This window comes from Actinospineispora spinosispora DSM 44797, assembly GCF_000429025.1.
GTDB classification, from domain to species: Bacteria; Actinomycetota; Actinomycetes; order Mycobacteriales; family Pseudonocardiaceae; genus Pseudonocardia; species Pseudonocardia spinosispora.
In genome coordinates, this window is the sequence record NZ_AUBB01000042.1 from 25,182 (window position 1) to 46,009 (window position 20,828).

Below are 20,828 nucleotides of genomic sequence, written 5' to 3' on the forward strand. Positions count from 1 at the left end.
TTTTGTGGGCCAGTGGAAACCTGGCCGAAGGAGGTGTGGTGTGGGTAGCGGTAGATTCGCCGGGCATGGCGTTCTGGTCACCGGTGGTGGTGAGGAGATCGGAGCGGCGACGGCCACGTTCGTCACCGGAGCGCAGATCATGGGCGACGGCGGCACCAGCGGGAACCGCCGTGTCGAGCAGGATCGGTGATGGCAACCTCCCCGGTCCGGGCACACGACTACGTCGTGGTTGGCAGCGGCGCGGCGGGCTCGGTGCTCGCTGAGCGACTCAGCGCCGATGGCCGCTACAGCGTGTTGGTCGTCGAAGCGGGCGGCTCGGACCGTCACCCTCGCCATCTCGTCCCGAGCGCTTGGCAGGTCACGGCCGGCGACCCTCGTTGGACTCGGGTTGTCACGACCGAGCCCTTGGGCGCCGCGCCCGGCGAACAGTGGCCTTTCGGTCGCGTCCTGGGCGGTTCCACCACGATCAACGGACAGCAATGGAACCGTGGTGTCCCGGCGTCGTACGACGCGTGGGAACGCGCTGGCCTCGCCGGGTGGAATTGGGCGGCGTTCTGTGAGGCATACCGCGGAATCGAGGACCACGCGCTCGGCGCCGGTCCCGAGCGCGGGGCAGGAGGTCGGCTGCCGGTGAGCATCTCGGCTCCACGGGATCCGCTCAGCGACCGGTTCATCGAGACGCTGGAGAAGGACGGCGTCGCCTACGCCGAGGATGTGAACGAGACGGTCGGGGAACGCATCGGTTACGCCCCGCTGACCACGCGACGCGGCAGACGTGTCAGCGCTGCCGCCGCGTTCCTCCGCCCTGCCCGCCGCCGACGCACCGTCACCGTCGTCACCGAGGCCGAGGTCGAGCGTGTGACCTTCGAAGGTACTCGGGCCACCGGGGTGGCCGCACGGCTTCGAGGCCGTTCGGTGTGGTTTCGCGCCGCCCGCGAGGTCTTGCTCTGCGCTGGGGCAGTAGGCAGTCCGACTCTGCTCGAACGCAGCGGAGTGGGCCGGCCGGACGTCCTCGCCGCGGCAGGGGTGGACCTGCTGGTGGAGAGCCCGCGTGTGGGTGAGGGTCTCCGTCAGCATCGGGGCCTCTTCGTCCCGATCCATCTCGACGGAGCGCATGGCCACGACCCCGTGTTCGACTCGGCCACCGGACGGGCGGTCGCCTGGGCTCGGTATCTGGCGACCGGGACCGGCGTCATCTCCCACGGCGGCAGCACAGTGATGGGCATGTTCCAGGCAGACCCGGACTCACCAGGGCCGGACACCCAGCTGTACTTCGCCCCGCACAGCGCCGCGCCCGGCCTTCCACGCCCCGGCGCGACCCTCGCCTTCTACCCGGCGTTCCCGACCAGCCAGGGATCGGTGCACATCAGCGGCCCGACCATCGACGACGCCCCCCGCATCGACCCTCGGTATGTCGAGAGCAGCCACGACCGGGAAGTTCTCGTACACGCCGTCCGTCGCCTGCGCCGGGTCCTCGCCGAGCAACCTTTCACCGACGTCGTGGCCCACGAAGGCGTACCGCCGGCCGCTCTGCCCAACCCGGACGAGCCCGAGGAAGTCGTCCGTCACGCCCTCGAAGCGGGCATGACCGGGTACCACGCGGTAGGGACCTGCGCCCTGGGCGCCACGGACGACGCCGTTCTCGACGCCGACCTGCGGGTCCGGGGTACACAGGCACTGCGGGTCATCGACGCCTCAGCCTTCCCCGCAATCACCGCTGGGAACAACGCCGCCCCGACCATGGCACTGGCCTGGAACGCCGCGCACCGCATCCTGCGGGACTGTGTAGTTACCCCGGTTATTCATGACCAGCGGTAGTTGATCTCTCTTTCATGATCGTCTCAGGTTTCCGGGTCGGGGCGCGTGGGGCGTCCGGCCTGCTGTTCTGCCGGGTGCTCCGTCTCATTCGTGAGGGCTGGGAGTTGGGTTCAGTCCGCGGGTGGATGGGCAGGGAGTGGAGTCGGGCGAACGTGGTGGCGAGCTGCTGAGCCCAGGGCCAGGACCGCTGGATGCGGATCCAGGTGAGCTACCGTCTCCTAACGGTAGCCACCACCGACCTTGACCTGGTGTGTTGCCCCCTGCGCCGTGTGCGGTCTCGATAGGCGCGATTTGCGATACATCAGGAGGCTGTTCCGGATGTTGGCGCCGTTCGGGGTCAGGTGTGGTGCGGTAGGACGGTGACGAGTAGGTCTAGCCCGGCGATGGTGATGGCTCGGCTGATGATGGTGTCGGCTTTGACCAGGATCGCTATGAGATGGTGGGCGTGGATGTAGAGGATGCCGATCCCGATGCTGCCGAGAAATTGCACGGCGGTGAGGTCCACGATCACCCGCTCGTGCCGAGTGATGGCCTCGGTCAGGGCAGCACGGAACTGTTCGGCGGTGGCCAGGTCGACCTCGCCAGTTATGAGAAGGCGGGCCGGGGCGGCGTCATCACGCAGCGTGGTGCTCACCTGTGGGATCACAGCTCGTGGCTTTCTCGTGGGCATGGGTGTGGACGGAATGGCGCTGAATGGGTACGTGCGCCGCTGGCCGTGACTTGGTTACGGGCAGGCTGCGTGGTGTGTTCGAGATGTACCGGGGCGCTACGGCGCGTGATGTCGTCAGGTAGGTCGGTTGTCCGGTGTCTCGTCGTGATGGGCGAGCGGACCCCGGGAGCGTCGGTTGAGCCAGCCTCGGGCCTTGCGCAGAACGCGAGTTGTGGTGGTGGGTCCGGTACGGGCTTCGATGCGGTCACCGATGAAGCCCAGCAGCCAGGCGATCAGCGGGACTCCGAGAGCGAGCAGAAGCCAAAGCTGGAGTCGTTTGGACAGGAACGCGAGCATAGGAGTGCCTTTCAGGCCAGAAGTGGGGTGAGGTCGATGTCGGTGATGCGGACCGTGACCGTGCTGACAGCCAGTCCGGTCGCTGCGGTGACGGCAGGTGGGACCGCTTGTTGGACCGCGTCGGCGACCGCGGCGGCCTGGTAGCCCCCGTGCAGGACCAGCGTGACCTCGACCGCGATGGTGTCGCCGTCGAGCGTGACTTCGACGCCGGCGGTGTCGGGATAGGTCTTGCCGGTGGCGCGTTCCCACATCTGCTGGCTGAATTTCTGGACCAGCCCCCAGACCCCCGGTTGCAGCCGCGCCACACCCACCGTGGCCCGAGCAGCGGTGGCGGCTACCGCCGCCGCGGTTACCTCGATGTCGATCTCAACGTCGGTTACGGCGTTGCTTTCGGTGGCGGCACTGGCTGACCACGCCGAGAGCCCTTCGGGTCCGTGGGTGTCATCCGGAGGCGCGTCGCCGCGCCGGAGGGGCAGCTCGTTGCTCATCCCGACTCCTCGTCCCAGAGGTCGACGACGTCGATGTCGATGTCGCCGACGCGCAGGCCGATGTTGGCCGACATCGCGGCGGTGACCCGATCGCGGACTTCCGCGACGAGAACCTCGACGGTGTTGCCGTAGCGCACGGACAGTGACATGTCGATGTCGACCGTGTCGGCCCGATCACCGGGAACGATGTGGCAGTGTCGAGCCCGTACCCCGGGCACGGTGTCCGCGGCGAAGCGCAGCAGGCTCGCCACGGCTCGGGTGGAGATCTCGGCGTTGCGGCGTGTGGTGGGCAGGGCCAGCGCATCGCCTCGGCGTACCTCGGCGCGTACCGCGCTCATGATCTGATCGAGCAGACCGACCGGTGGTTCAGCCGGATCGGCCAACAACGTCTGGGTGGCGTCGTGGAGTGCTTCGATACCGCGCAGCGCCGTCGCGCAGTGTGGGCAGTCCTGGGTGTGCGGGCTGAGCCTGCCGGTGTCGAGCTCGTCGAGGACGTCCTCGACGTAGCGCTCACACGGCAGTAGGTGGCCGCCGCGGGTCCGCTCTAGTGCCATGGGGACATCAACTCCGCTAGCTGAACTCGTGCCCGGGACAACCTGCCCCGGACCGAGTCCGGAGTGGTGTCCATTGTTCGAGCGATTTCGTCGTAGGACCGGCCGTGCGCTTCACGTAACAACCACACGGCTCGCTGCGCGGCGGTCAATTGCCCCAACGCCTCCGACAGGGCCTCGAGCTGCGCCATGGTCTGCGCCGACCGTTGCGGATCCTGTCCGAGCGGTGCGGTCCAGGCCGGTTCGCCGTGAGTGTCCTGTTCGTCGAGCGCGGTGATCGGGCGACGCTTGCGCAGCAGGGTCAGACACCGGTTGGTCGCGGTGGTGTAGAGCCACCCGGAGAACGCCGCCTCCTGCTGTATCTCCGGCAGGCGCCGCCACGCGGTCAGGAACACCTCCTGGGTGACGTCTTCGGCGTCCGCCCTGTCACGGGTCATCCGCAACGCCAACTGGTAGATCCGTTTCTGGTAGCGGGCCACCAGCGCTTCGAACGCGGTGAGGTCGCCCTCGCGGGCGCGCACCACCAGCGTCGCGTCGTCGATCGCCGTTGCCGTCAGCACCATGGTGCCGCCCGGCCCGGCGTCTGGATGAGACACCCATCGCCTCCTTAGAGAGACCACTTGCTGTCTTAAGGGCAGACATCGCCGACCAGCTATTAGTCACGGCCTCAACGACAGAAACATTAGTGCTCTAGATCACCGCAGAGGCCGCGTGAGCATTTCCGGAACGGTGATGTCTGACCCGGTGTGCACCCACAACGGTGGGCTGCCGGATCGACGGTGAAGGGGTCACATCATGGGACTCGGCGACAAGATCTCGAACAAGGCCGAAGAGCTCAAGGGCAAGGCCAAGGAGACCGTCGGCAAGGCCACCGGTAACGAGAAGCTCGAAGCCGAGGGCAAGGTCGACCAGGGCAAGTCCGGTGTGAAGCAGGCAGGCGAAAGCGTCAAGGACGCCGCGAAGGACCTCAAGGACGCCTTCAAGAAGTAGCTGCCGCCGGCGGGTGGGGCCGCGACACCGCGTAGTCCGCGATCACCGCCCCACCCATCGGGCCACACCACCCACCATCTCGAAACACCCCATCCAGACACTCACCCCACATTTCAGGAGAGTCCACCATGACCCGCACCGCGACCGCGTCGACCAGCACCGCGTCGGAGTCGCAGAACGACACCGTGTCGGTGAGCGCACTGACCAGCGACCAGGGCCAGACCCGCGTCGCCGACGTCGTGGTATCGAAGATCGCCGGCCTGGCAGCGCGAGAGGTACCCGGTGTGTACGCGCTCGGTGGCGGCGCGGCCCGTGCGTTCGACGCGCTGCGCGAACGGATCCCCGGAGCCACCAGCAACGTCTCCCACGGTGTCTCGGTCGAGGTCGGCGAACGACAGACGGCGGTCGATCTGAACGTGGTCGTCGAATACGGCGTCGGACTCGTCGAGGTCGCCGCCGGTGTGCGCCGCAACGTGATCGGCGCGATCGAGCGGATGACCGGCCTGCAGGTCGTCGAGGTCAACATCGCGGTCGGCGACGTACACCTGCCCGCCGACGACGACACCCCGGCCCCGATCGTGCCGAGCATCCCCCGGGTCGCCTGAGCACCTCGGCTGAATCCGTGCCCGGTGCCCGACACCGTGGCGACCCGTCGTATTCGAGCATGAGCTGGATGGCTTCGGCGCGCTCCTGGCCGAAGACTTCAGCGAGCACGGTCGACATCTTGGTCGTCCCCGGTGGCTTCGGGACCACAGAAGCAATCGCCAATCCGGAGGCTCGCGGTTTCCTCGGTGACCGGGGCCGGACGGCTCGGTACATCACCTCGGTGTGCACCGGCTCGCTCGTCCTCGGCACCGCCGGGTCGCTGGACGGCTACCGCGCCGCCGTGCACTGGGGATTCCGAGAGTTTCTCAAGCCACTTGGGGCCGAACGCTCGACCGAACGGGTCGGCGCGGCGACCGTTTCCCCGTCCAGGGTGCCGATACGGGGTGCTGAAGGGTACGCGCGGGCGCGCTCTTAACAGGAAATGACGTGTAGGTCGGTGAGCTCGATCAGTGGTTCGAAGTCGTTGTCCTGCGTGACGACCGGTAGGTCACGGGAGGCGGCGCTCGCGGCGATCCAGAGGTCGTTGATGTTGATCCGTCGGCCGGCTTCGGCCGAGCGTGCCCGCATTGTCGCCCAGGCGATCGCGGCCTTTTCGTCGATGGGCAGTAGCTCGATGTCCGCTACGGCGTTGAGTGTGGCCATGCGTAGTGCTCGGGTGGTGACGTCGGTTGCGGCGAGCACCCCGGCGTGTAGTTCAGCCAGCGTGACCACGCTGATGGCTGCCTCGGCGGGGAGCGCGGCCTCATCTAGCGTCCGTCCGTTCTCGGTGGCGATGAACGCACTGGTGTCGAGTACGCCGCGGGTGGCGGTCACAGGATGGGTCCGAGGTCATCGGTGGTGTCGCCGGCAAGGCGGGCCAGGTCGACACGCAGTCCGGGTCTGCCTGGGCTACTCGCAGTCGTCTTACCAGCTCGTCACGGCCCAGCCAGCGCCGCTGTGACCTCGGTAGCGGCACCAGGGAGGTCACCGACCGGCCTTTGACTGTGATCACCAAGTGCTGGCCGTCCTGCACTCGTTGCAGTACCCCGGCCGTATCGTTGCGCAAGTCCCGGGAGGGCACCTCGGTCGTGCGACGACTGTAGCGGAACGTAGGCGTTCGTCGTCTCGCCGACGCCGCCGAGTCAGGGCGGTGCGGTGGCCGATCTGAGGTCATATGGTAGCGATCATTCGCCACATCAAGCACACCAGAAACAAGTCTGTCGGATACGGTGCTACCTACCGTGCGGGCGGAGACACGCAGCCACCGGTATGTGTGGTGGCCGGTGAAGAACGACCCGTGGAGACCGAGGACGAGCCGGATTCGCTGGCAGCGCCGCGCTTCGGGGAGGTGCCCTGTGAACTCGATCAACGTCGCGGGCGGTCGTCGGCCGGGGCAGGGTGAAGGCGACGGATACCGGATCACCCAGAATGGCGCGATGGGCTCAGCCCGCATGCGAGGAATCCATGACCTGGATGGGCCGAGCGGCGCCGAACTGGTCCGGGACGGGATCAGGACTGCCATCCACCGCTGCGAGCTGCGCCCCGGACAGGCGATCCGGCTACGTGACGTGGCCGATGAGCAGCGGGTCAGGTTCGCCACGCTCGTTCTGTTGGTGCAGCGCCTCGAATACGAAGACCTCCTCACCGTTCGAGGAGATGTCGCCATCGTCGCGCCGCTCGACGGCGACAAGCTGAGCGCCGCGCAGCGGTTCGGCATGCGCATCGAGCGTGCGTTGATTCCCCGTAGTTTCGAGCTGCTCACGCCGGCGCATCTCGCCGAGATCGGGTCCCTGCTGCCTCCGCCGGACGCCGGCCGGCTCGACTTCGCGGACGACTTCGTGCTCAACGGCGCCGGGGTGATCGAGACTTTGTACGCGGGTGCGAGTCGTTTCGATCGACGCGAGATACAGATGCTGATCGATCATGGCAAGCGCTACAACGTCTTTGCCGGCCTGCAGACGGACTCACTCGGGACCGGGGCCGCGCACGCCTACTGCGACGTGCAGCGAGAAATCGTGAACCTGCTGCGGGCGGGCCTGATCGCTCCCGCGGTCGACCTCCAGCTCACGCTGTTCGAGCGGCTGCATGCGTTCGGACAACAGAGTCTCGACTACCCGCAGCTCTCCGATGACGATCAGCCGATGGCGACCGTCCTACCCATCGGTGCGTCCGCCCGGCGTCGGCGTGCGACTCACGAGGGGACTTGACCATGAGCACTCGCTGAGCAGTCGACTCACTCGCTGGACGGCAGTGAAGCAATTGATATATTATCGCAAGTATGGGCTGGCGTCTGACGGACTGCACGACGTCCGATGACTGAGCTGGCGAATGCTGGTTCGATGCGCAGGCGGTCGGTGGCCGATTGGGTCACTGATGCACTCCGTTCCGCCATCGTCACCGGCAGGTTCGCACCGGGTGAGCGCCTGTCCCTGCGCGAGGTCTCCCGACAGCTGGGCGTCAGTTTCATCCCGCTTCGTGAGGCGCTGTGCAGCCTGGAGGCCGAGGGCCTCGTGGTGGCCCAGCGTGGGCGTAGCGCCGTGGTCGCCCCGATGACGCCCGGCGACCTGGCGAGCATTCTCTGGCTGCGAAGGCAGATCGAACCGGTGCTCGTGTCGTCCGCCGCCGAGCTGCACACGCCTGCCGGTCTCGCACGCGTCGAGCACCAGCTGGCGGCGTGTGCCGATCCCGGGGTGACCGTCGAGCGTCACCGGGAGGTGCACCACCGGGTGCATCTGGATCTGCTGTGGCCGGCGATGACCCGTTGGGACATGGGAGTGGTCGAGATGCTGCTGTATGCGACCTCGCGGTATCTGTGTCTCGGTCCGGGGCGAGCGGGAGCGTGGGGTGAGACCATCCCCAGGGAGCGTGACGAGCACGTCGCGGTCCACCGTGAGCTGCTCGAGGTCTTGCGCGTCCGTGACGCGGATCAGGCTCGAATGCTGATGCGGCGCCATCTCGACCAGGTTGAGCGCGACGCGGTCGACCACTGACGGCGTCGGTTCGCCATCAAGTCGGAACCCGGTCACCTCGGGCATACCCAGGGGCGTCGTGTCGGCCGGCCAGACGGCGTTGCACACGACCTGGCAGGGTCTCGGGCGGCCCGTTACGCCGAGCATGCGCAAATCTCCGTGACCGATGTGATCGTCGGAGACCGCTATGCAGAGGCCGCGGCGGTGCGGCGTCGATCGATGATGGTCTTTACCGTGGTGAGGCCGCGCCGCTTCGTCGTGTTCGCAGCTACCGGCCAGATCCGCAGTGGACACGTTCGCGTCACAGTACTGTCCACTAAGGCCCCGAGGTGGCCGCGACAGTGTCCCCAATCGGCTCGGATCGCTCGACTTGCGGACATGCACCTGTGCGTACATCCAGCGGAAAACCCCGTCTTAGCTGGACCTTTGCATTGGCGATGCGACACCTGGCGGACTGTTAGTCGTTATAGCGCGTATGTACAGGACACGGAAATGGGCGACGGGCATCGCTGTCGCGACCGTCGCGCTGGTCTCCTTGGGTGTTCCACTGGCGTCCGCTTCGACGGACTCGAGCCCGAAGTTGCGGGTGTCGGCGGACCGCCTCGAGAAGGCCCTCGAATGCCACGAACTGGGGGGCGGGACCGGCAGCCCGGTGCTGCTGATCCACGGGACCACGTCACAGGGTCAGAAGAACTTCGACTGGAACTACGAGCCCGCGTTGCGTGACCTGGACCGGCCGTACTGCACCCTGAACCTGCCGAACAACGGCACCAGCGACATTCAGATCAGCGCCGAGTACGTGGTGGACGCGATCCGCACCATGTACGACGAGGCGGACCGCAAGGTCACCATCATCGGCTGGAGCCAGGGCGGCATGATCGGCCGTTGGGCGCTGAAGTACTTCCCGGACACCCGGGACAAACTCGAGGAGATCGTCGGTCTCGCCTCGTCGAACCACGGCACCAAGATGTTCAACACGTACTGCGCGGCACGGCACGGTTGCCCCGAGGCCTTCTGGCAGCAGTCGGTCGGTTCGAAGTTCCTCACGGAGCTCAACTCCGGGCAGGAGACCTACCCCGGTATCGACTACACCGAGATCTACACCTACACCGACGAGATCGTCGTCCCGAACCTGCCGTCGGACTCGAGCTCCTCACTCAGCACGAAGGGCCCTGGCCACGTCCGCAATGTCGCGGTGCAGAGCATCTGCCCCGGGCACGTCGCTGATCACTTCATGCTGGGCAGCACCGACCCGGTTGCGTTCGCACTGGCCAAGGACGCGATCACGCACGATGGCCCCGCCGACAAGTCCCGCATCGACCGCGCCGTGTGTACCAAGGCAGTGATGCCCGCGGTCAATCCGACGAGTCTGCTGCTCAATGAGTCGCGCTTTCTCGGAGCGTCAGTCGGGTCCATGGCCAAGTACAAGAACGTGCCGGCCGAGCCGAAGCTCGCGGGCTACGTGAAGGACCACCAGGACTGACTCAGCTCGCCGGTCCCGAGGCCGTTGTTGCCGCGTTACGAATCACCATGGTCTTCGTAACGCGGCAGCACACGTGATGGACCGTAGCTAGTTGTCGGCCGCTGCCGCGGTGCGTGCCGAGGTGAGCCCGGTACGGAGTGCGTCCGCGGCTTCGGCGAGTGCTTCGCGCGGCCGTCCGCCCAGCTCGACCATGTGGGCGTAGCCATGGATGAGGTCGGCCTGTCTATGCAGCTCGACCGCCACGCCTGCCTCGGCGAGTCGGCTAGCGAACGCCTCGCCTTCGTCACGCAGTACGTCGAACCCCGCGGTGGCCAGGTAGGTCGCCGGAAAGTGGGTGAGGTCCTCGTGCAGCAGCACTGTCGCCCGGGGGTCAGCGAGCTGCTCGTCAGTCAGGTAGTTCCGAATGAACCAGGACATGTCGCCGTCACTCAGCAGGTATCCGCGCTCGAACAGGTCCTGTGACCGGTAGCGGGTGAGGACGTCGGTGACCGGGTAGAGCATGAGCGTGAACCGCGGTTTGGTGCCCCTGGAGGCGTTCGCGCTGACCACAGCAGCCAGGTTGGCGCCGGCGCTGTCGCCGCCGACCGCCACGGCTGACGGGTCTGTGCCGAAGGCGGGCGCGTGACTCAGCACGTGTTCGTAGGCCGCCGTCGCATCCTCCAACGCGGCGGGGAACGGGTGCTCGGGCGCCAGTCGGTAGTCGACCGACAACACACGCACGCCCGCGCGAGAGGAGAGGTACCGGCAGACCGGATCATGACTGGCGATGTCGCCGATCACCCAGCCACCACCGTGGAAGTAGATGAGCAGACCTGAGAACCCGGTCTTGTCGGTCGGGGTGTAGAGGCGCGCCGGGATGTCGTGCGCTCTGCCGGGGATGTGCGTGTCCCGCGCGCGGACATGGTCGGTAGGCGTACGGGCCATGCTCGCGGTGAGCCGCTGATACTGCCGACGCCCCTCCCCCGCACTGCCTTGGTCGAGCGGCACGCTGGCGAGCGAGGTCAGCCGCAGCAGCAGCTGTACGTTCAGATCGAGCTGCTGGCCGTCGTGCCGCACCGGCCGTCCGGCGATCGCCCTGCGGATCGGTGCGGGTAGTGCGTACAGGGTGCGAATCATGATGTTGACCGCGCGCGGTGGGATACGGTCGGCGATCGGTGTCATGGGTACTCCTGTGCTGGTCACTCGTGCAGACGCGTCGAGTTGTCGTGCGGTGCGCGGAGGGGAGCCTGCGCGGTCGGAGCTGGTGTGTGGTCGGGTGTGTCCTGTTCGTCGAGCTGGGCCGGCACGTAGGGAACTGCCTCGGTGTGGACAGCGACGGTGGATGCGACATCGACCTGACGGGTGATGCGTACCGGGAGATTGTCGACCTCCCATGGCTGGCGGTTGACCAGGTCCCCGACGAGGACGTGGCCGCGTTCGATCTCACCGGTGGCTCCGTCCACGAGCCGGTACTCCTGTCGATCCGATCCGAACGGCGCCGACTCGAGGACGATCAGCCGAACGTCACCTGGCTGGAAGTGGCAGCGTTCCTGCAACGCCCCGAGTAGCTGTTCGTTGTGGATGTGGCCGTCGCCGCAGCTCCAGCCGACGATCGCGTGGGCGACGATCTCGCCCTCGGCGACGTAGTAGCTCTCGTGATCGGCACCCGCGGCCCGCGGTATGAGCCCGAAAAGGGCCCGGCCATGTGGGTACAGGGAACGGAAGGTGAAGAACTTGTGCGCGAGCACCTCCGCGACCTGTTCGCCGAACAAGTGCTTGAGCTGAGATTTGGCGAACCCACCGTACTTGACCACCGCGCTGTCGATCGTGGGGAGGACCTCGGGACGGAACGCCCACATCGACACTGCCCAGTTACCGGTGTAGTACCGCATCGCCATCAGGTAGGAGACGTGGTCCGGCCGCAGGTTGCCCCAGACGATCAGGGTGACCGTCAGCACCGTGACCAGCACCGGGACCAGAGAATGCTCAGCGCTGGCGAGGCTGACCCCGGAGTGGCCGATGAACAGGTACACCAGTGCGAAAAGAAGGTACGCGTTCCACTCGATGAGTCCGCCCATCGGGATCATCAGGATGATCAGCAGGTGGAACGTGGCCAGCACGCCGACCGCTGCCAGTGTGACCGTCCGGTTCGTGGACAGCAGCAGCACCAGTGGCGCGGTGAACTCGATCAGGGGGACCAGCTTGGCCAGCAGGCTGGCCCGCCAGGAGGGGAGCATGTCGTCGGGGAAACGGCGGAACATGCTCCGGCGCAGGGGTCGTGGCGAGATCAGTGTCTGGCTGACCTGCGCGGCCAGGCAGAACTTGAAGGTCTTGTCCAGTTTCGACGTCCCGGCGGCCCACCAGGTCAGGATCAGGAGGATCTTGGCGGCGACGATCATGTCGGCGAACGGGAGCAGGAACATCAACAGCGGAAGCCAGTAGACCTCGGAGCGCGCGGCAACGAAGATCGTCTTGTCACGCAGTCCGACCAGCGGGACCAGGAGCGCGAGGGGTAGCAGCGCGACGGGCCCCAGCATGGTCACGGTGCCCGAGGACCCGGCACCGACCACGTCGGCGGGGGACAGCAAGGCCCACACGGCGGCGCTCAGCATGCCGGCGAACAGCACCACGTCGAACCAGGTGCGATAGGTACCCCGGGTGAAGGGCACCGTTCGCGGCCACGGTGGCAACCGCACCGTCTTCGGACGCAGCCAGTACAGGGGGCCGCCGACCGGGGGTAGAAAGCGCGCCGTCAGCGGGCCACTGCCGCTCCCGAGGCCGCAGACCTCGAACAGCAGACTCCAGATCACCAGCTTCTGGAACACCACGGGCTGCGTCCACCAGGTACCGATCTCGGCGAGCGGGCCGATTCCCGGCGTCGCGGTGATGAACAACAGCGCGCCCGCCAGATAGCCGACGAGCTTGAGCCAGTACAACAGGTTGATCAATACCGGCAGGCCGATACCGTGTTCGCCCCAGTGCTGGCACAGGGGTCTGATCCGCTCCGAGCGGCGCCCCCAATGCCAGAAGTGCACGTTGAACGGTGGCATTTTCGGGGAGAGGAAGCCCACGCCACCGACTCCTTCGTCGTTGTCTCAAGCACAAACCGACCACTAAATCTGTTATAGCACGTGGTTCCAGTCGCGGGTAGGTGCCGCCGTGGCGCGAGGGTCGGTTGAGTGGTGCGACCCGATTCGAGTGGTGACCGTGTGGCTGTTGGTGGCCACAAATCACAACTATGTGTCCTTGATGCACCTTCGGCCTGATTCGTCTCGCGGCTATCTTCGCATACTCAATGCGATATATCCGTATATCAGAACGCCTCATAGGAGTCACGCGGTCGTGAACCTGATCCGCCCGGTACTTCCTGACCTCGACTACGCGCAGTGGCGCGAAAAGCCCCGCATGGCGCGGATCAGGACGATGACGGGGCACTGGGCTGAACACGGCTTCGGTACTCCGGACGGCGTCTACCTCATCTACGTCGTCAAGATCGTCGCCTACGTCGCGGGCGCTCTGCTGTTTGTCCAGCTCACGCCCGGGATCGGCTCGCTGCATCAGCTGTCGTCCTGGTGGGCCGAGCCGGTGGTGTTCCAGAAGGTCGTGATCTTCACCCTGCTGTTCGAGGTACTCGGGCTCGGCTGCGGGTTCGGCCCGTTGACACTGCGGTTCTTCCCGCCGATCGGTGGGCCTCTGCACTGGATGCGGCCGGGCACGATCCGGCTGCCACCGTGGCCGAACAGAGTGCCCTGCACCGGTGGTGACACTCGTACCGTCGTCGATGTCGCGCTGTATGTCGGGGTGCTCGGTTGCGCGATGTATGCACTACTCTCGCCGGCCACCCGCTCCGGTACCGACCTGCCGACCGCGATCGGAACGCTGTCGCCGCAGGTGCTGCTGCCGCTGCTGATCGTCCTGCCGATGCTCGGTCTGCGAGACAAGGTGATCTTCCTCGCCGCCCGTGCCGAGGTCTACTGGGCGATGGCGGTCGTGTTCCTGCTGCCCGGTCTGGACATGATCGTGGCCGCGAAGATGCTGTTCCTATTCGTCTGGTGGGCGGCGGCGACCTCGAAGTTGAACCGGCACTTTCCGCACGTCGTCGCGGTGATGATGACCAACAGCCCACTGCTGCGCGGCAAGGCGCTCAAGCGCAGGTTCTACCGGAGCCATCCCGACGACCTGCGCCCTTCCGCTGTCTCCGCCGCACTCGCTCACCTCGGGACCGCGGTCGAGTTCCTCGTCCCGCTCGCCCTGTTCGCCTCCAACGGCGGCGCCGTCACGATCGTGGCCGCCGCCGTCATGGTGGCGTTCCATCTGCACATCCTGAGCTGTGTGCCCATGGCGGTGCCGCTCGAGTGGAACGTCTACATGCTGTTCGGGATCGGGTACCTGTTCGTGTGGAACGCTCAGTACGGCCTCACCGCCCTGACCCATCCGTTCCTGGTCGGGCTGATCGCGGTCGGTGTCCTCACCCCGGTCGTGCTGGGCAACAGATATCCCGGGGTGTTCTCGTTCCTGCCCGCGATGCGCTACTACGCGGGCAACTGGGCGACCTCGATGTGGTGCTTGAAGCCGACCGCCGTCGAGAAGATCGAGCGGAACGTTCCGAAGGCGGCCACACTGCCGGGAACCCAGCTGATCAAGCTCTATGGAGAACAGGTGGCGGACCTGCTCTCGCACAAGGGCTACGCGTTCCGCGCGATGCACACCCACGGCCGTGCCCTGTTCGGGTTGATTCCCCGGGCTTGCGGGCCGGATCACGAGACCGACTACGTGCCGGTGGACGGAGAGTTCGTCGCCGGAACCGTGTTGGGCTGGAACTTCGGTGATGGCCACCTGCACAACGAACAGCTGATCGAGGCGCTGCAGAGGCGCTGCGACTTCGACCCCGGTGAGGTGCGGGTGATCGTGCTGGAGTCCCAGCCGTTCGGTCGCCCGAGACAGGACTATCGCCTCGTGGACGCCGCCACCGGCGAGTTCGAGCGCGGACAGGTCGCGGTGGCCGACATGCTCGCCAACCAGCCGTGGGTCGAGGGCATTCCGGCTTTCGTGCTGTCCGTGACTCATCAACACCGGCCCTGAGTAACACAGCCCTCAGATGAATGGACGACCCGTGATCACCCAGACCGTGCATCTGCGCCCACTGCTGGACAGCACTCTGTCCGGTCCGGCCGTTGCGGACATCTACACCAAGCTCGACTATGCGGGGTTCCGTGCCGCGGTGCAGCGAGCCGCCGGAGCGCTGGCCGCACAGGGGATCGGCAGGGGCGATGTCGTGGCGGCGGTACTGCCCAACCAGGTCGAGCTCGTCGTCACGATGTATGCCGCCTGGTCGCTGGGCGCCGCACTCACGCCGGTGAACCCGGCGATGACCGAGGACGAGATCTCGTACCAGCTCTCCCACGCGGGTGTTCGGGTGGCGGTGACAACCGCGTGGTCGGCACCACTGGTGCACACCGACGTAGTTCTGGACGCGAGCGACCTGGCGGACGCGGCGCCGGTCGAGGGCATCGGTGAGCACATCGAGCCCAGCGCGTTGGCCTTGATCGCCTACACCGACTTCCCGACCGGCCGTCCCCGGGGCGTGATGCTCGACAACGCCAACGTCTCCACGACGGCCGCGATGATCACGGCGAACAACGAGTTCACCCCGAACGAGCGCGCGCTACTCGTCCTACCGCTCTTCTCGGTCGAGTCGATCATGACGAGTGTCGTGGCTCCACTCGCGGCGGGCGGTTCGACGCTGATCCTGCCCGACTTCGACCCGCACACGCTGTGGGCAACGGTCGAGCGGCAGCGCATCACCTACTTCTCCTCCGTGCCCCCGTTGCACCGAGCGCTCACCGCGCTACCGAGCCATGTCCGGCCGGACACGTCCTCGGTGCGATTCACCACCTGCGGTGCGGACATCGAGTCGAGCCGGGCGGCACAGGCGTTCAGGAACCGCTATGGCGTTGCCGTTCAGGAGGGTTACGGGCTGCCCGAGTCCACCGGCGCGCTCACCGCCAATCCACTCGGCAGGCGCCGCAAGCCCGGCACCGCCGGTATCCCGATACCCGGTGTCGAGGTAGCTGTCGTCGACGACGCCGGCAACCCGGTGACCGCCGGAATCGAGGGGGAGATCGTCGCGCGCGGGCCCAACGTCATGCGGGGCTACCTCGGTGAACCCGAGTGCACGGCGGCCGCGCTGCGCGACGGCTGGCTGCACACCGGCGACATCGGATACCTCGACAAGGACGGCTACCTGGTGCTCCTCGAACAGGGGGGCGCTTCTGTCGGGATGGCCGGCGATTTCCTCTCCCTGAGGGAGACCCCGCCAGTACAGGCCGACTGGCAGGCCCGTCATGAGCGGGGCCGAGTCCAGCGTGCTCGGCAGGTGCTCGGCCAGATCATCACGACCCCACCGTGCGGCAAGCCCATCCAGCCACGAGCCCAAGCTCAGCGAGGAGCGCCCCAATGAGCAGCGAGCACGCGTATGCCCTCAGCGCCAGCCCGATGATGAGTACGTCAGGCGGCGTGCAGGTGGTGACTTACCCGATCGAGGGTGGTTTGGAGGTACTTGCGCTGTGTGCTCCGGATGAGAGCACTGCGTTGATAGCGACCGGCCGATGGCTCCAGGAGCGGGCCAACGCCGGAGTCCATCACAGGATCGAGGACATCGACTGGACTGTGCCGGGGGAACACACCTCAGGTCACACCCTTCACCTCACGCTGTCCACCGGCGACGCTGTCGCCTGATCGCTGTCGCCTGATGGCCGAGCGGGACTCCCCACTACTGACCGTATACATTATAATAGGTCAGGTAGCCGGTCGGTGAGGAGAGTGAACGTATCGTGGAGTTGTCCACGCAGCGTCGTGCGCCGGTCAGCGTCCAGTTGCTCACCAAGCTCGGCGTGGAGCACGGTATGTCGATCAAAGACTGCCTGCGTGATACCGGGCTGACCCTTGAGGATCTGCGCGCCGGCGGGGACATAGACAGGGCCCAAGAACTGGCGGTCATCGCCAATCTGGTCTCCTGTATCGACGACACGGTCGGGCTTGGGCTGGTTGCGGGCGGTCGCTACCACCTGACCGCATACGGCATCTATGGTTTCGCGCTGGTCAGCAGTCCCACGATGCGTGTCGCGACGGAGATCGGACTGCGGTTCGTTGCGCTGACCTACTCATTCGGTCGATACATCACGCACGAGACCGAGGAGGAAGTCGTCCTTGCGTACGACGTCAGCAACGTACCGGCCGAGGTGCGCAGGTTTGTAGTGGAGCGGGATTTCGCGGCGATCAACGTTATCCAACGCGAATCCATGGCTCGTGATGTCACCTGTAGTTCGGTCAAGTTCGCCTTCCCCGCGCCACCGTCGTCGCTCGTGCACCGGTATGAGAACGCTTTCGGAATCCCGGTCGAGTTCGATGCCGAGATATCCAGTATCGCTCTGAAGCAGGCCGTACTGGATGACCCGCTTCCGCAGGCCGAGCCGTATACAGCGGAGTTTGCGGCGCGGCAGTGTCGGGAGTTGATCGAGAGTCGGGTGACCGATCTCGGCATAGCCGGCAAGGTCCGTCAACTGCTCACCGCTCGGGCGAATGCGCCGATGACTCCGGACCAGATCGCCAGCGCGCTGAACATCTCCTCGCGGACGTTGCGCCGCCAGCTCGCGGACGAGGGAACCAGCTATCGAGCGTTGCTGAACGAGGTGCGGGCAAGCATCTCCGAGGAATTGCTCGTCAACGGCAATCTCACGGTCGAGCAGGTCGCACGGCGTCTCGGCTATTCGGAGACGTCAAACTTCAGCCACGCGTTTCGGCGATGGAATGGCGTCGGGCCGCGGGCACACCGCCAGGCAGCGGACCGCGTCTCGAACTGACTGGGAACGGTTCGGCCGGGCGGATGCCGAGCAGATTCGGTACAGACGCGGATGTGCTCTAGCGGGATTCCTATTGCGCCACTCGACTGTTCTCGCTACCTATGCCGGCATCTTTTGAGCCAATGTGGTATCCCACTCCTTTGATGGTGTGAATAGTGTTCGGCGGCAGTTTCGCACGTAAGGTCGCCATGTGTACGTCCAAGGTGCGGTCACCAGCTGGCCAATTTCGGCCCCAGACTCTCGCCAGGATGCGCGTGCGTTCGCATATCGATCCTCGCGCCGACAGCAACAACTTCAGTATGTCGCATTCCTTGGGGGTGAGCTGAATCTCGTCAGCCCCCGAGCCTAGGGTCCTCCGCGTCAGGTCGAGACTTACGCCAGCGACGCTCGTCAGCATCGGGGGGCTTGCCTCGGTCGTGACGCGATATCGGCGGTGCAGCGCTTCGAGGCGTGCCACGAGTTCTTCCGTGAAATACGGTTTGGAGAGATAGTCGTCAGCGCCGGCGTTCAAGGCGAGCACTCTCTCGGAAATCTTCCTGCTCTTCGATGTAGCGATGATCGGCACCGTGAATGATTCACGAATGAGTCGGCATAAAGAGATTCCGTCGGTGTCGGGTAATTCTAGTTCCAGTAGTATTGCATCTATGCCGATGAGATCGGCAGATACGCCCCGGCCGCACTTGCGTACGACAGTGGATATTCCTTTTCGCAGCAGAACCGGTTGCAGCCAGTTGGTGATAGTGCGGTTATCGTCGATGATCAGGACTCGCATGGCTATGCTCCATGTGCATCTCACAGCGCTAACAGTTATAGGAACGTTCGCATTGACCTGGCGCATTGCTGAGGAACCAGCGCCTCGATCAGTGTGTGACTCGGGGACGGACGACCCGATCGGGCCGCCTCTCATCTGCCCGTTCTAGTTCAGTTCCGGCGGAGTGAAACTGCCGAGGCCTCGGACGGGGTCGCGGTCGAGCCAGTAGCGACGACGCTCCGCGAGTACGACGTCGACGGCGGCGATGTCGACCTCGGGGATGTCCGCGACCTGCCGGTCGAGGAACGCGGCCAGCTCGGCGCGGTCGGCGACGACGCCGGCGCACAACACGGACATGTCCCCAGCGACGTGCGCGGCGAGACGCACCTGCGACATGGTCGCGAGCATCGCGAGTACATCCGGGGTTCTCCCCGGTCTGACCCGCAGTCGAAGGTGAAAGTTGCAGAAGAACCCCAGGCTCTCGGGCTGTATCTCTACCCGGGGTTTCACCCAGCCTTCGGTCAGGATTCTGCGGACCAGCCGATGAGCGGCCGAGGCGGACAGGCCCCCGGCTCGCCCGACACTCGCGGCAGTGGCGCGACCGTCCCGCACCAGGGCGGAGACGGCCGCCCGCTCCTGTGCGGTCAGGGGCTTGTTCGGCGACACGGTGTTCGAATCGCCGGGCGCGGCCACATCTGCCAGCGCGACGAGTTCCTCCCGCTCGGTGGGTGTCACGAACTGGGGGTCCCAGAACGAACCTCGGCGTACCGTGCGCAGCGACGGTAGTGCGCTGACCCTACGGATACCGGGCGTGGCGAACAGCTGGTCGACCGCACGACTGGTGGCCTCCTCGGACGGGGCGTGTACCGACGCGTAGACCGGATATCTGCCCGACAGCTGTGCAAGGTTCTGCATATGAGGCAGCCCGCGCAGCCGTTCGATCACCGCGAGCGGGGTATCGCCGACGATGTCGAGGAAGACGTGGACCGGCATGGATGTGGAATGCATCCCCCAGCTGAGTTGTCCGATCACCCGGAGCACCCGGTCACGCAACAGTCGGTCATAGCGACGTTTGAGCGTGCTCGGATCGGCGACCAGGATCGATGCCAGGTCATCCCACGAAGCCCTCGGTGCGATGTGCAGCGCCCCGACGAACCGACGATCCAGCGCGTCCAACAACGCAGTCAACCCTTCCAGGACACCCGATGCCAGCGACGTTGCTGGAGGCGCAAGATTAGACCGCTACATCAACCCAAGGACACGCAATCGACCTCTTTGCTGGCACAAATTGCTGAAAAGTCCCCTTCGCGTGAGCGTTCACTAACGTCGTGCCGATGCCGTTCCCGCAGGTCAACGCCGGTAGGTCCGAGCTCCAGGTGATCAGGACCTCAGGTCGGGTGACTCGGCCGACCGACTCAGGACGATTTGCGCGAGGCAGCGGCCGTGATGATGGGGATGACCTGCGCGATCGGCTGCTCGTCGTCCGTCGGCAGCGGGATCTCGAGGCTGGCTTCGGCGAAGGCCATGTTCCGTCCGCACAGCTGTCGCTCCAGTGAGCTTGCGGCACGGACATGGCCAGCGCGCAGAAGCCCGACGACCTCGTGCAGGTCATCGATGTACGGGCTGAAATCAGCGCCGTAGCGCGGGCCGGCCAGATAGCGCATCGCAACGTTGCTGTGGCGCCGGCAGACGTGGTTGATGGAGAGGACGACCCGGCGGTCGATCACCGTCAGTGCGGGGAAGACCAGTTCGTGCAAGAAGCTCGTCGCCTTGGTGACCAAGTGCGTGTCGTAGTCCCGGGAGACGCCTTCGGCCTGGGGGAGAAGCCGGGCGAGGCGGTCCAGGTGAGCGGGCGAGACCAGCTCGCAGGCTCTGGGGATCACCGATGACTCCATGGCCCGGCCGATCCGGAAGGCGCTGGTCAGACTCGTGGCATCGAGCGGCGCGACGACCGCGACGTCGCCCCGGATGGAGAGCAGGCCGTTCCGCTCGTCCGGGCGGAGCAACATGGTCAGTGTGCTGAGCTTGACCCGCCGCTGCTCGGCCGTCGCCCGCAGCGATATTGCCTGACCGGGGAGAAGGTCACAGCGCTGGATCGACTCGATCAGATCGTCGCGCACACGCTCGACCAGCATCGAGCCGTCGATCTCCTGGACGGTCTCGAGTTCCCCCATGCTGGCCTCCCCGCGCAGTGCGTCCCCGAAGTCCCCGTTGCGGCCCCCGTACATGTGATAGCAAGTATCATGCCATGTGCCGGCCGTCGCGATCCGAGGCATCGCTGGACCGTGCCGGAAGGAGCGGCCGACGTGCAGTCGCAGGTCGTTTGAGCTCGCAGCACTTGGTCAC

At 66.0% G+C, this 20,828-nt stretch carries 24 protein-coding genes; 12 read left to right on the top strand and 12 right to left on the bottom strand.

Annotated features, from left to right (window positions below; genetic code table 11):
* Nucleotides 1-40: 40 nt before the first annotated feature.
* Together G406_RS57015 and G406_RS48155 are read left to right on the top strand one after the other, a co-directional pair.
* A complete protein-coding gene (locus tag G406_RS57015; protein ID WP_156934992.1) occupies nucleotides 41-190 on the top strand; it encodes a hypothetical protein in 150 nt (49 codons plus the stop codon).
* A complete protein-coding gene (locus tag G406_RS48155) occupies nucleotides 190-1,818 on the top strand; it encodes a GMC family oxidoreductase (protein ID WP_051342368.1) in 1,629 nt (542 codons plus the stop codon). The genes G406_RS57015 and G406_RS48155 overlap by 1 nt, the downstream gene beginning before the upstream one ends.
* A 337-nt stretch (nucleotides 1,819-2,155) precedes the next feature.
* Here G406_RS48155 and G406_RS48160 read toward each other — a convergent pair whose 3' ends face one another.
* The 5 genes from G406_RS48160 to G406_RS0119490 form a co-directional block, all read right to left on the bottom strand.
* Nucleotides 2,156-2,452, bottom strand: coding sequence for an STAS domain-containing protein (locus G406_RS48160; protein WP_169736733.1), 297 nt, complete (start codon nucleotides 2,450-2,452; stop codon nucleotides 2,156-2,158).
* 150 nt (nucleotides 2,453-2,602) lie between these two features.
* Entirely contained in the window at nucleotides 2,603-2,824 is a 222-nt protein-coding gene (locus G406_RS48165; RefSeq protein WP_037077424.1) for a hypothetical protein, read from the bottom strand.
* Nucleotides 2,825-2,835: 11 nt separating this feature from the next.
* Nucleotides 2,836-3,312: an Asp23/Gls24 family envelope stress response protein gene (locus G406_RS0119480; RefSeq protein WP_084216196.1), complete on the bottom strand. Its 477-nt coding sequence runs from the start codon at nucleotides 3,310-3,312 to the stop codon at nucleotides 2,836-2,838.
* A complete protein-coding gene (locus G406_RS0119485) occupies nucleotides 3,309-3,866 on the bottom strand; it encodes an Asp23/Gls24 family envelope stress response protein (protein ID WP_028935111.1) in 558 nt (185 codons plus the stop codon). The genes G406_RS0119480 and G406_RS0119485 overlap by 4 nt, the downstream gene beginning before the upstream one ends.
* Nucleotides 3,857-4,426 carry an RNA polymerase sigma factor gene (locus G406_RS0119490; protein ID WP_028935112.1) on the bottom strand — a complete coding sequence of 190 codons (570 nt, stop codon included), beginning with the start codon at nucleotides 4,424-4,426 and terminating at the stop codon, nucleotides 3,857-3,859. Before G406_RS0119490 ends, G406_RS0119485 begins: the two co-directional genes overlap by 10 nt.
* 232 nt (nucleotides 4,427-4,658) lie before the next feature.
* Here G406_RS0119490 and G406_RS0119495 point away from each other — a divergent pair, with 232 nt between their 5' ends.
* The 3 genes from G406_RS0119495 (at nucleotide 4,659) to G406_RS0119505 (ending at nucleotide 5,874) form a co-directional block, all read left to right on the top strand.
* A complete protein-coding gene (locus tag G406_RS0119495) occupies nucleotides 4,659-4,853 on the top strand; it encodes a CsbD family protein (protein WP_028935113.1) in 195 nt (64 codons plus the stop codon).
* 128 nt (nucleotides 4,854-4,981) lie between these two features.
* Nucleotides 4,982-5,458 (top strand): Asp23/Gls24 family envelope stress response protein, encoded by a 477-nt coding sequence (locus G406_RS48170; RefSeq protein WP_051342370.1) that lies wholly within the window; start codon nucleotides 4,982-4,984, stop codon nucleotides 5,456-5,458.
* Between the two features lie 68 nt (nucleotides 5,459-5,526).
* Nucleotides 5,527-5,874, top strand: coding sequence for a DJ-1/PfpI family protein (locus G406_RS0119505; protein WP_028935114.1), 348 nt, complete (start codon nucleotides 5,527-5,529; stop codon nucleotides 5,872-5,874).
* On the opposite strand, the gene G406_RS0119510 is transcribed toward G406_RS0119505, so the two are convergent.
* Both G406_RS0119510 and G406_RS59760 read right to left on the bottom strand, forming a co-directional pair.
* Complete coding sequence (locus G406_RS0119510) at nucleotides 5,871-6,272, bottom strand: PIN domain-containing protein (RefSeq protein ID WP_028935115.1); 402 nt, start codon at nucleotides 6,270-6,272, stop codon at nucleotides 5,871-5,873. The genes G406_RS0119505 and G406_RS0119510 overlap by 4 nt on opposite strands.
* Complete coding sequence (locus G406_RS59760) at nucleotides 6,202-7,104, bottom strand: type II toxin-antitoxin system Phd/YefM family antitoxin (RefSeq protein WP_425414602.1); 903 nt, start codon at nucleotides 7,102-7,104, stop codon at nucleotides 6,202-6,204. The genes G406_RS0119510 and G406_RS59760 overlap by 71 nt, the downstream gene beginning before the upstream one ends.
* On the opposite strand from G406_RS59760, the gene G406_RS0119515 reads away from it, so the two are divergent.
* From G406_RS0119515 to G406_RS0119525, 3 genes are all read left to right on the top strand, one after another.
* A complete protein-coding gene (locus G406_RS0119515) occupies nucleotides 7,007-7,645 on the top strand; it encodes a hypothetical protein (RefSeq protein WP_156934993.1) in 639 nt (212 codons plus the stop codon). The genes G406_RS59760 and G406_RS0119515 overlap by 98 nt on opposite strands.
* Before the next feature lie 105 nt (nucleotides 7,646-7,750).
* Complete coding sequence (locus tag G406_RS0119520) at nucleotides 7,751-8,428, top strand: GntR family transcriptional regulator (protein ID WP_037077427.1); 678 nt, start codon at nucleotides 7,751-7,753, stop codon at nucleotides 8,426-8,428.
* A 454-nt stretch (nucleotides 8,429-8,882) separates the two neighbouring features.
* The gene (locus tag G406_RS0119525) at nucleotides 8,883-9,890 is read left to right on the top strand and encodes an esterase/lipase family protein (protein ID WP_037077430.1); all 1,008 of its coding nucleotides are present in this window, start codon (nucleotides 8,883-8,885) and stop codon (nucleotides 9,888-9,890) included.
* An 87-nt stretch (nucleotides 9,891-9,977) separates the two neighbouring features.
* On the opposite strand, the gene G406_RS0119530 is transcribed toward G406_RS0119525, so the two are convergent.
* Nucleotides 9,978-11,051 carry an alpha/beta hydrolase gene (locus G406_RS0119530; protein ID WP_084216198.1) on the bottom strand — a complete coding sequence of 358 codons (1,074 nt, stop codon included), beginning with the start codon at nucleotides 11,049-11,051 and terminating at the stop codon, nucleotides 9,978-9,980.
* 17 nt (nucleotides 11,052-11,068) lie between these two features.
* Nucleotides 11,069-12,940, bottom strand: coding sequence for a DUF3556 domain-containing protein (locus G406_RS48175; protein ID WP_281172478.1), 1,872 nt, complete (start codon nucleotides 12,938-12,940; stop codon nucleotides 11,069-11,071).
* Between the two features lie 271 nt (nucleotides 12,941-13,211).
* Here G406_RS48175 and G406_RS0119540 point away from each other — a divergent pair, with 271 nt between their 5' ends.
* From G406_RS0119540 to G406_RS0119555, 4 genes are all read left to right on the top strand, one after another.
* Nucleotides 13,212-14,951 (top strand): DUF3556 domain-containing protein, encoded by a 1,740-nt coding sequence (locus G406_RS0119540; protein WP_028935120.1) that lies wholly within the window; start codon nucleotides 13,212-13,214, stop codon nucleotides 14,949-14,951.
* A gap of 16 nt (nucleotides 14,952-14,967) precedes the next feature.
* Complete coding sequence (locus G406_RS48180; protein ID WP_084216199.1) at nucleotides 14,968-16,329, top strand: class I adenylate-forming enzyme family protein; 1,362 nt, start codon at nucleotides 14,968-14,970, stop codon at nucleotides 16,327-16,329.
* On the top strand, nucleotides 16,326-16,607 hold the full coding sequence (locus tag G406_RS0119550) for a hypothetical protein (RefSeq protein ID WP_028935121.1): 282 nt from the start codon (nucleotides 16,326-16,328) through the stop codon (nucleotides 16,605-16,607). The genes G406_RS48180 and G406_RS0119550 overlap by 4 nt, the downstream gene beginning before the upstream one ends.
* 95 nt (nucleotides 16,608-16,702) lie before the next feature.
* Nucleotides 16,703-17,731, top strand: a complete 1,029-nt coding sequence (locus G406_RS0119555) for an AraC family transcriptional regulator (protein WP_051342374.1) — start codon at nucleotides 16,703-16,705, stop codon at nucleotides 17,729-17,731.
* Between the two features lie 70 nt (nucleotides 17,732-17,801).
* Here the strand turns inward: G406_RS0119555 and G406_RS55875 are convergent, their stop codons facing one another.
* The 3 genes from G406_RS55875 to G406_RS0119565 all read right to left on the bottom strand — a co-directional run bounded on the left by G406_RS55875 (nucleotide 17,802) and on the right by G406_RS0119565 (nucleotide 20,656).
* Entirely contained in the window at nucleotides 17,802-18,503 is a 702-nt protein-coding gene (locus G406_RS55875; protein WP_169736734.1) for a response regulator transcription factor, read from the bottom strand.
* A gap of 144 nt (nucleotides 18,504-18,647) precedes the next feature.
* Nucleotides 18,648-19,670, bottom strand: coding sequence for an Lrp/AsnC ligand binding domain-containing protein (locus G406_RS0119560; protein WP_028935123.1), 1,023 nt, complete (start codon nucleotides 19,668-19,670; stop codon nucleotides 18,648-18,650).
* 227 nt (nucleotides 19,671-19,897) lie between these two features.
* A complete protein-coding gene (locus G406_RS0119565; protein WP_156934994.1) occupies nucleotides 19,898-20,656 on the bottom strand; it encodes a GntR family transcriptional regulator in 759 nt (252 codons plus the stop codon).
* Nucleotides 20,657-20,828: the final 172 nt, after the last annotated feature.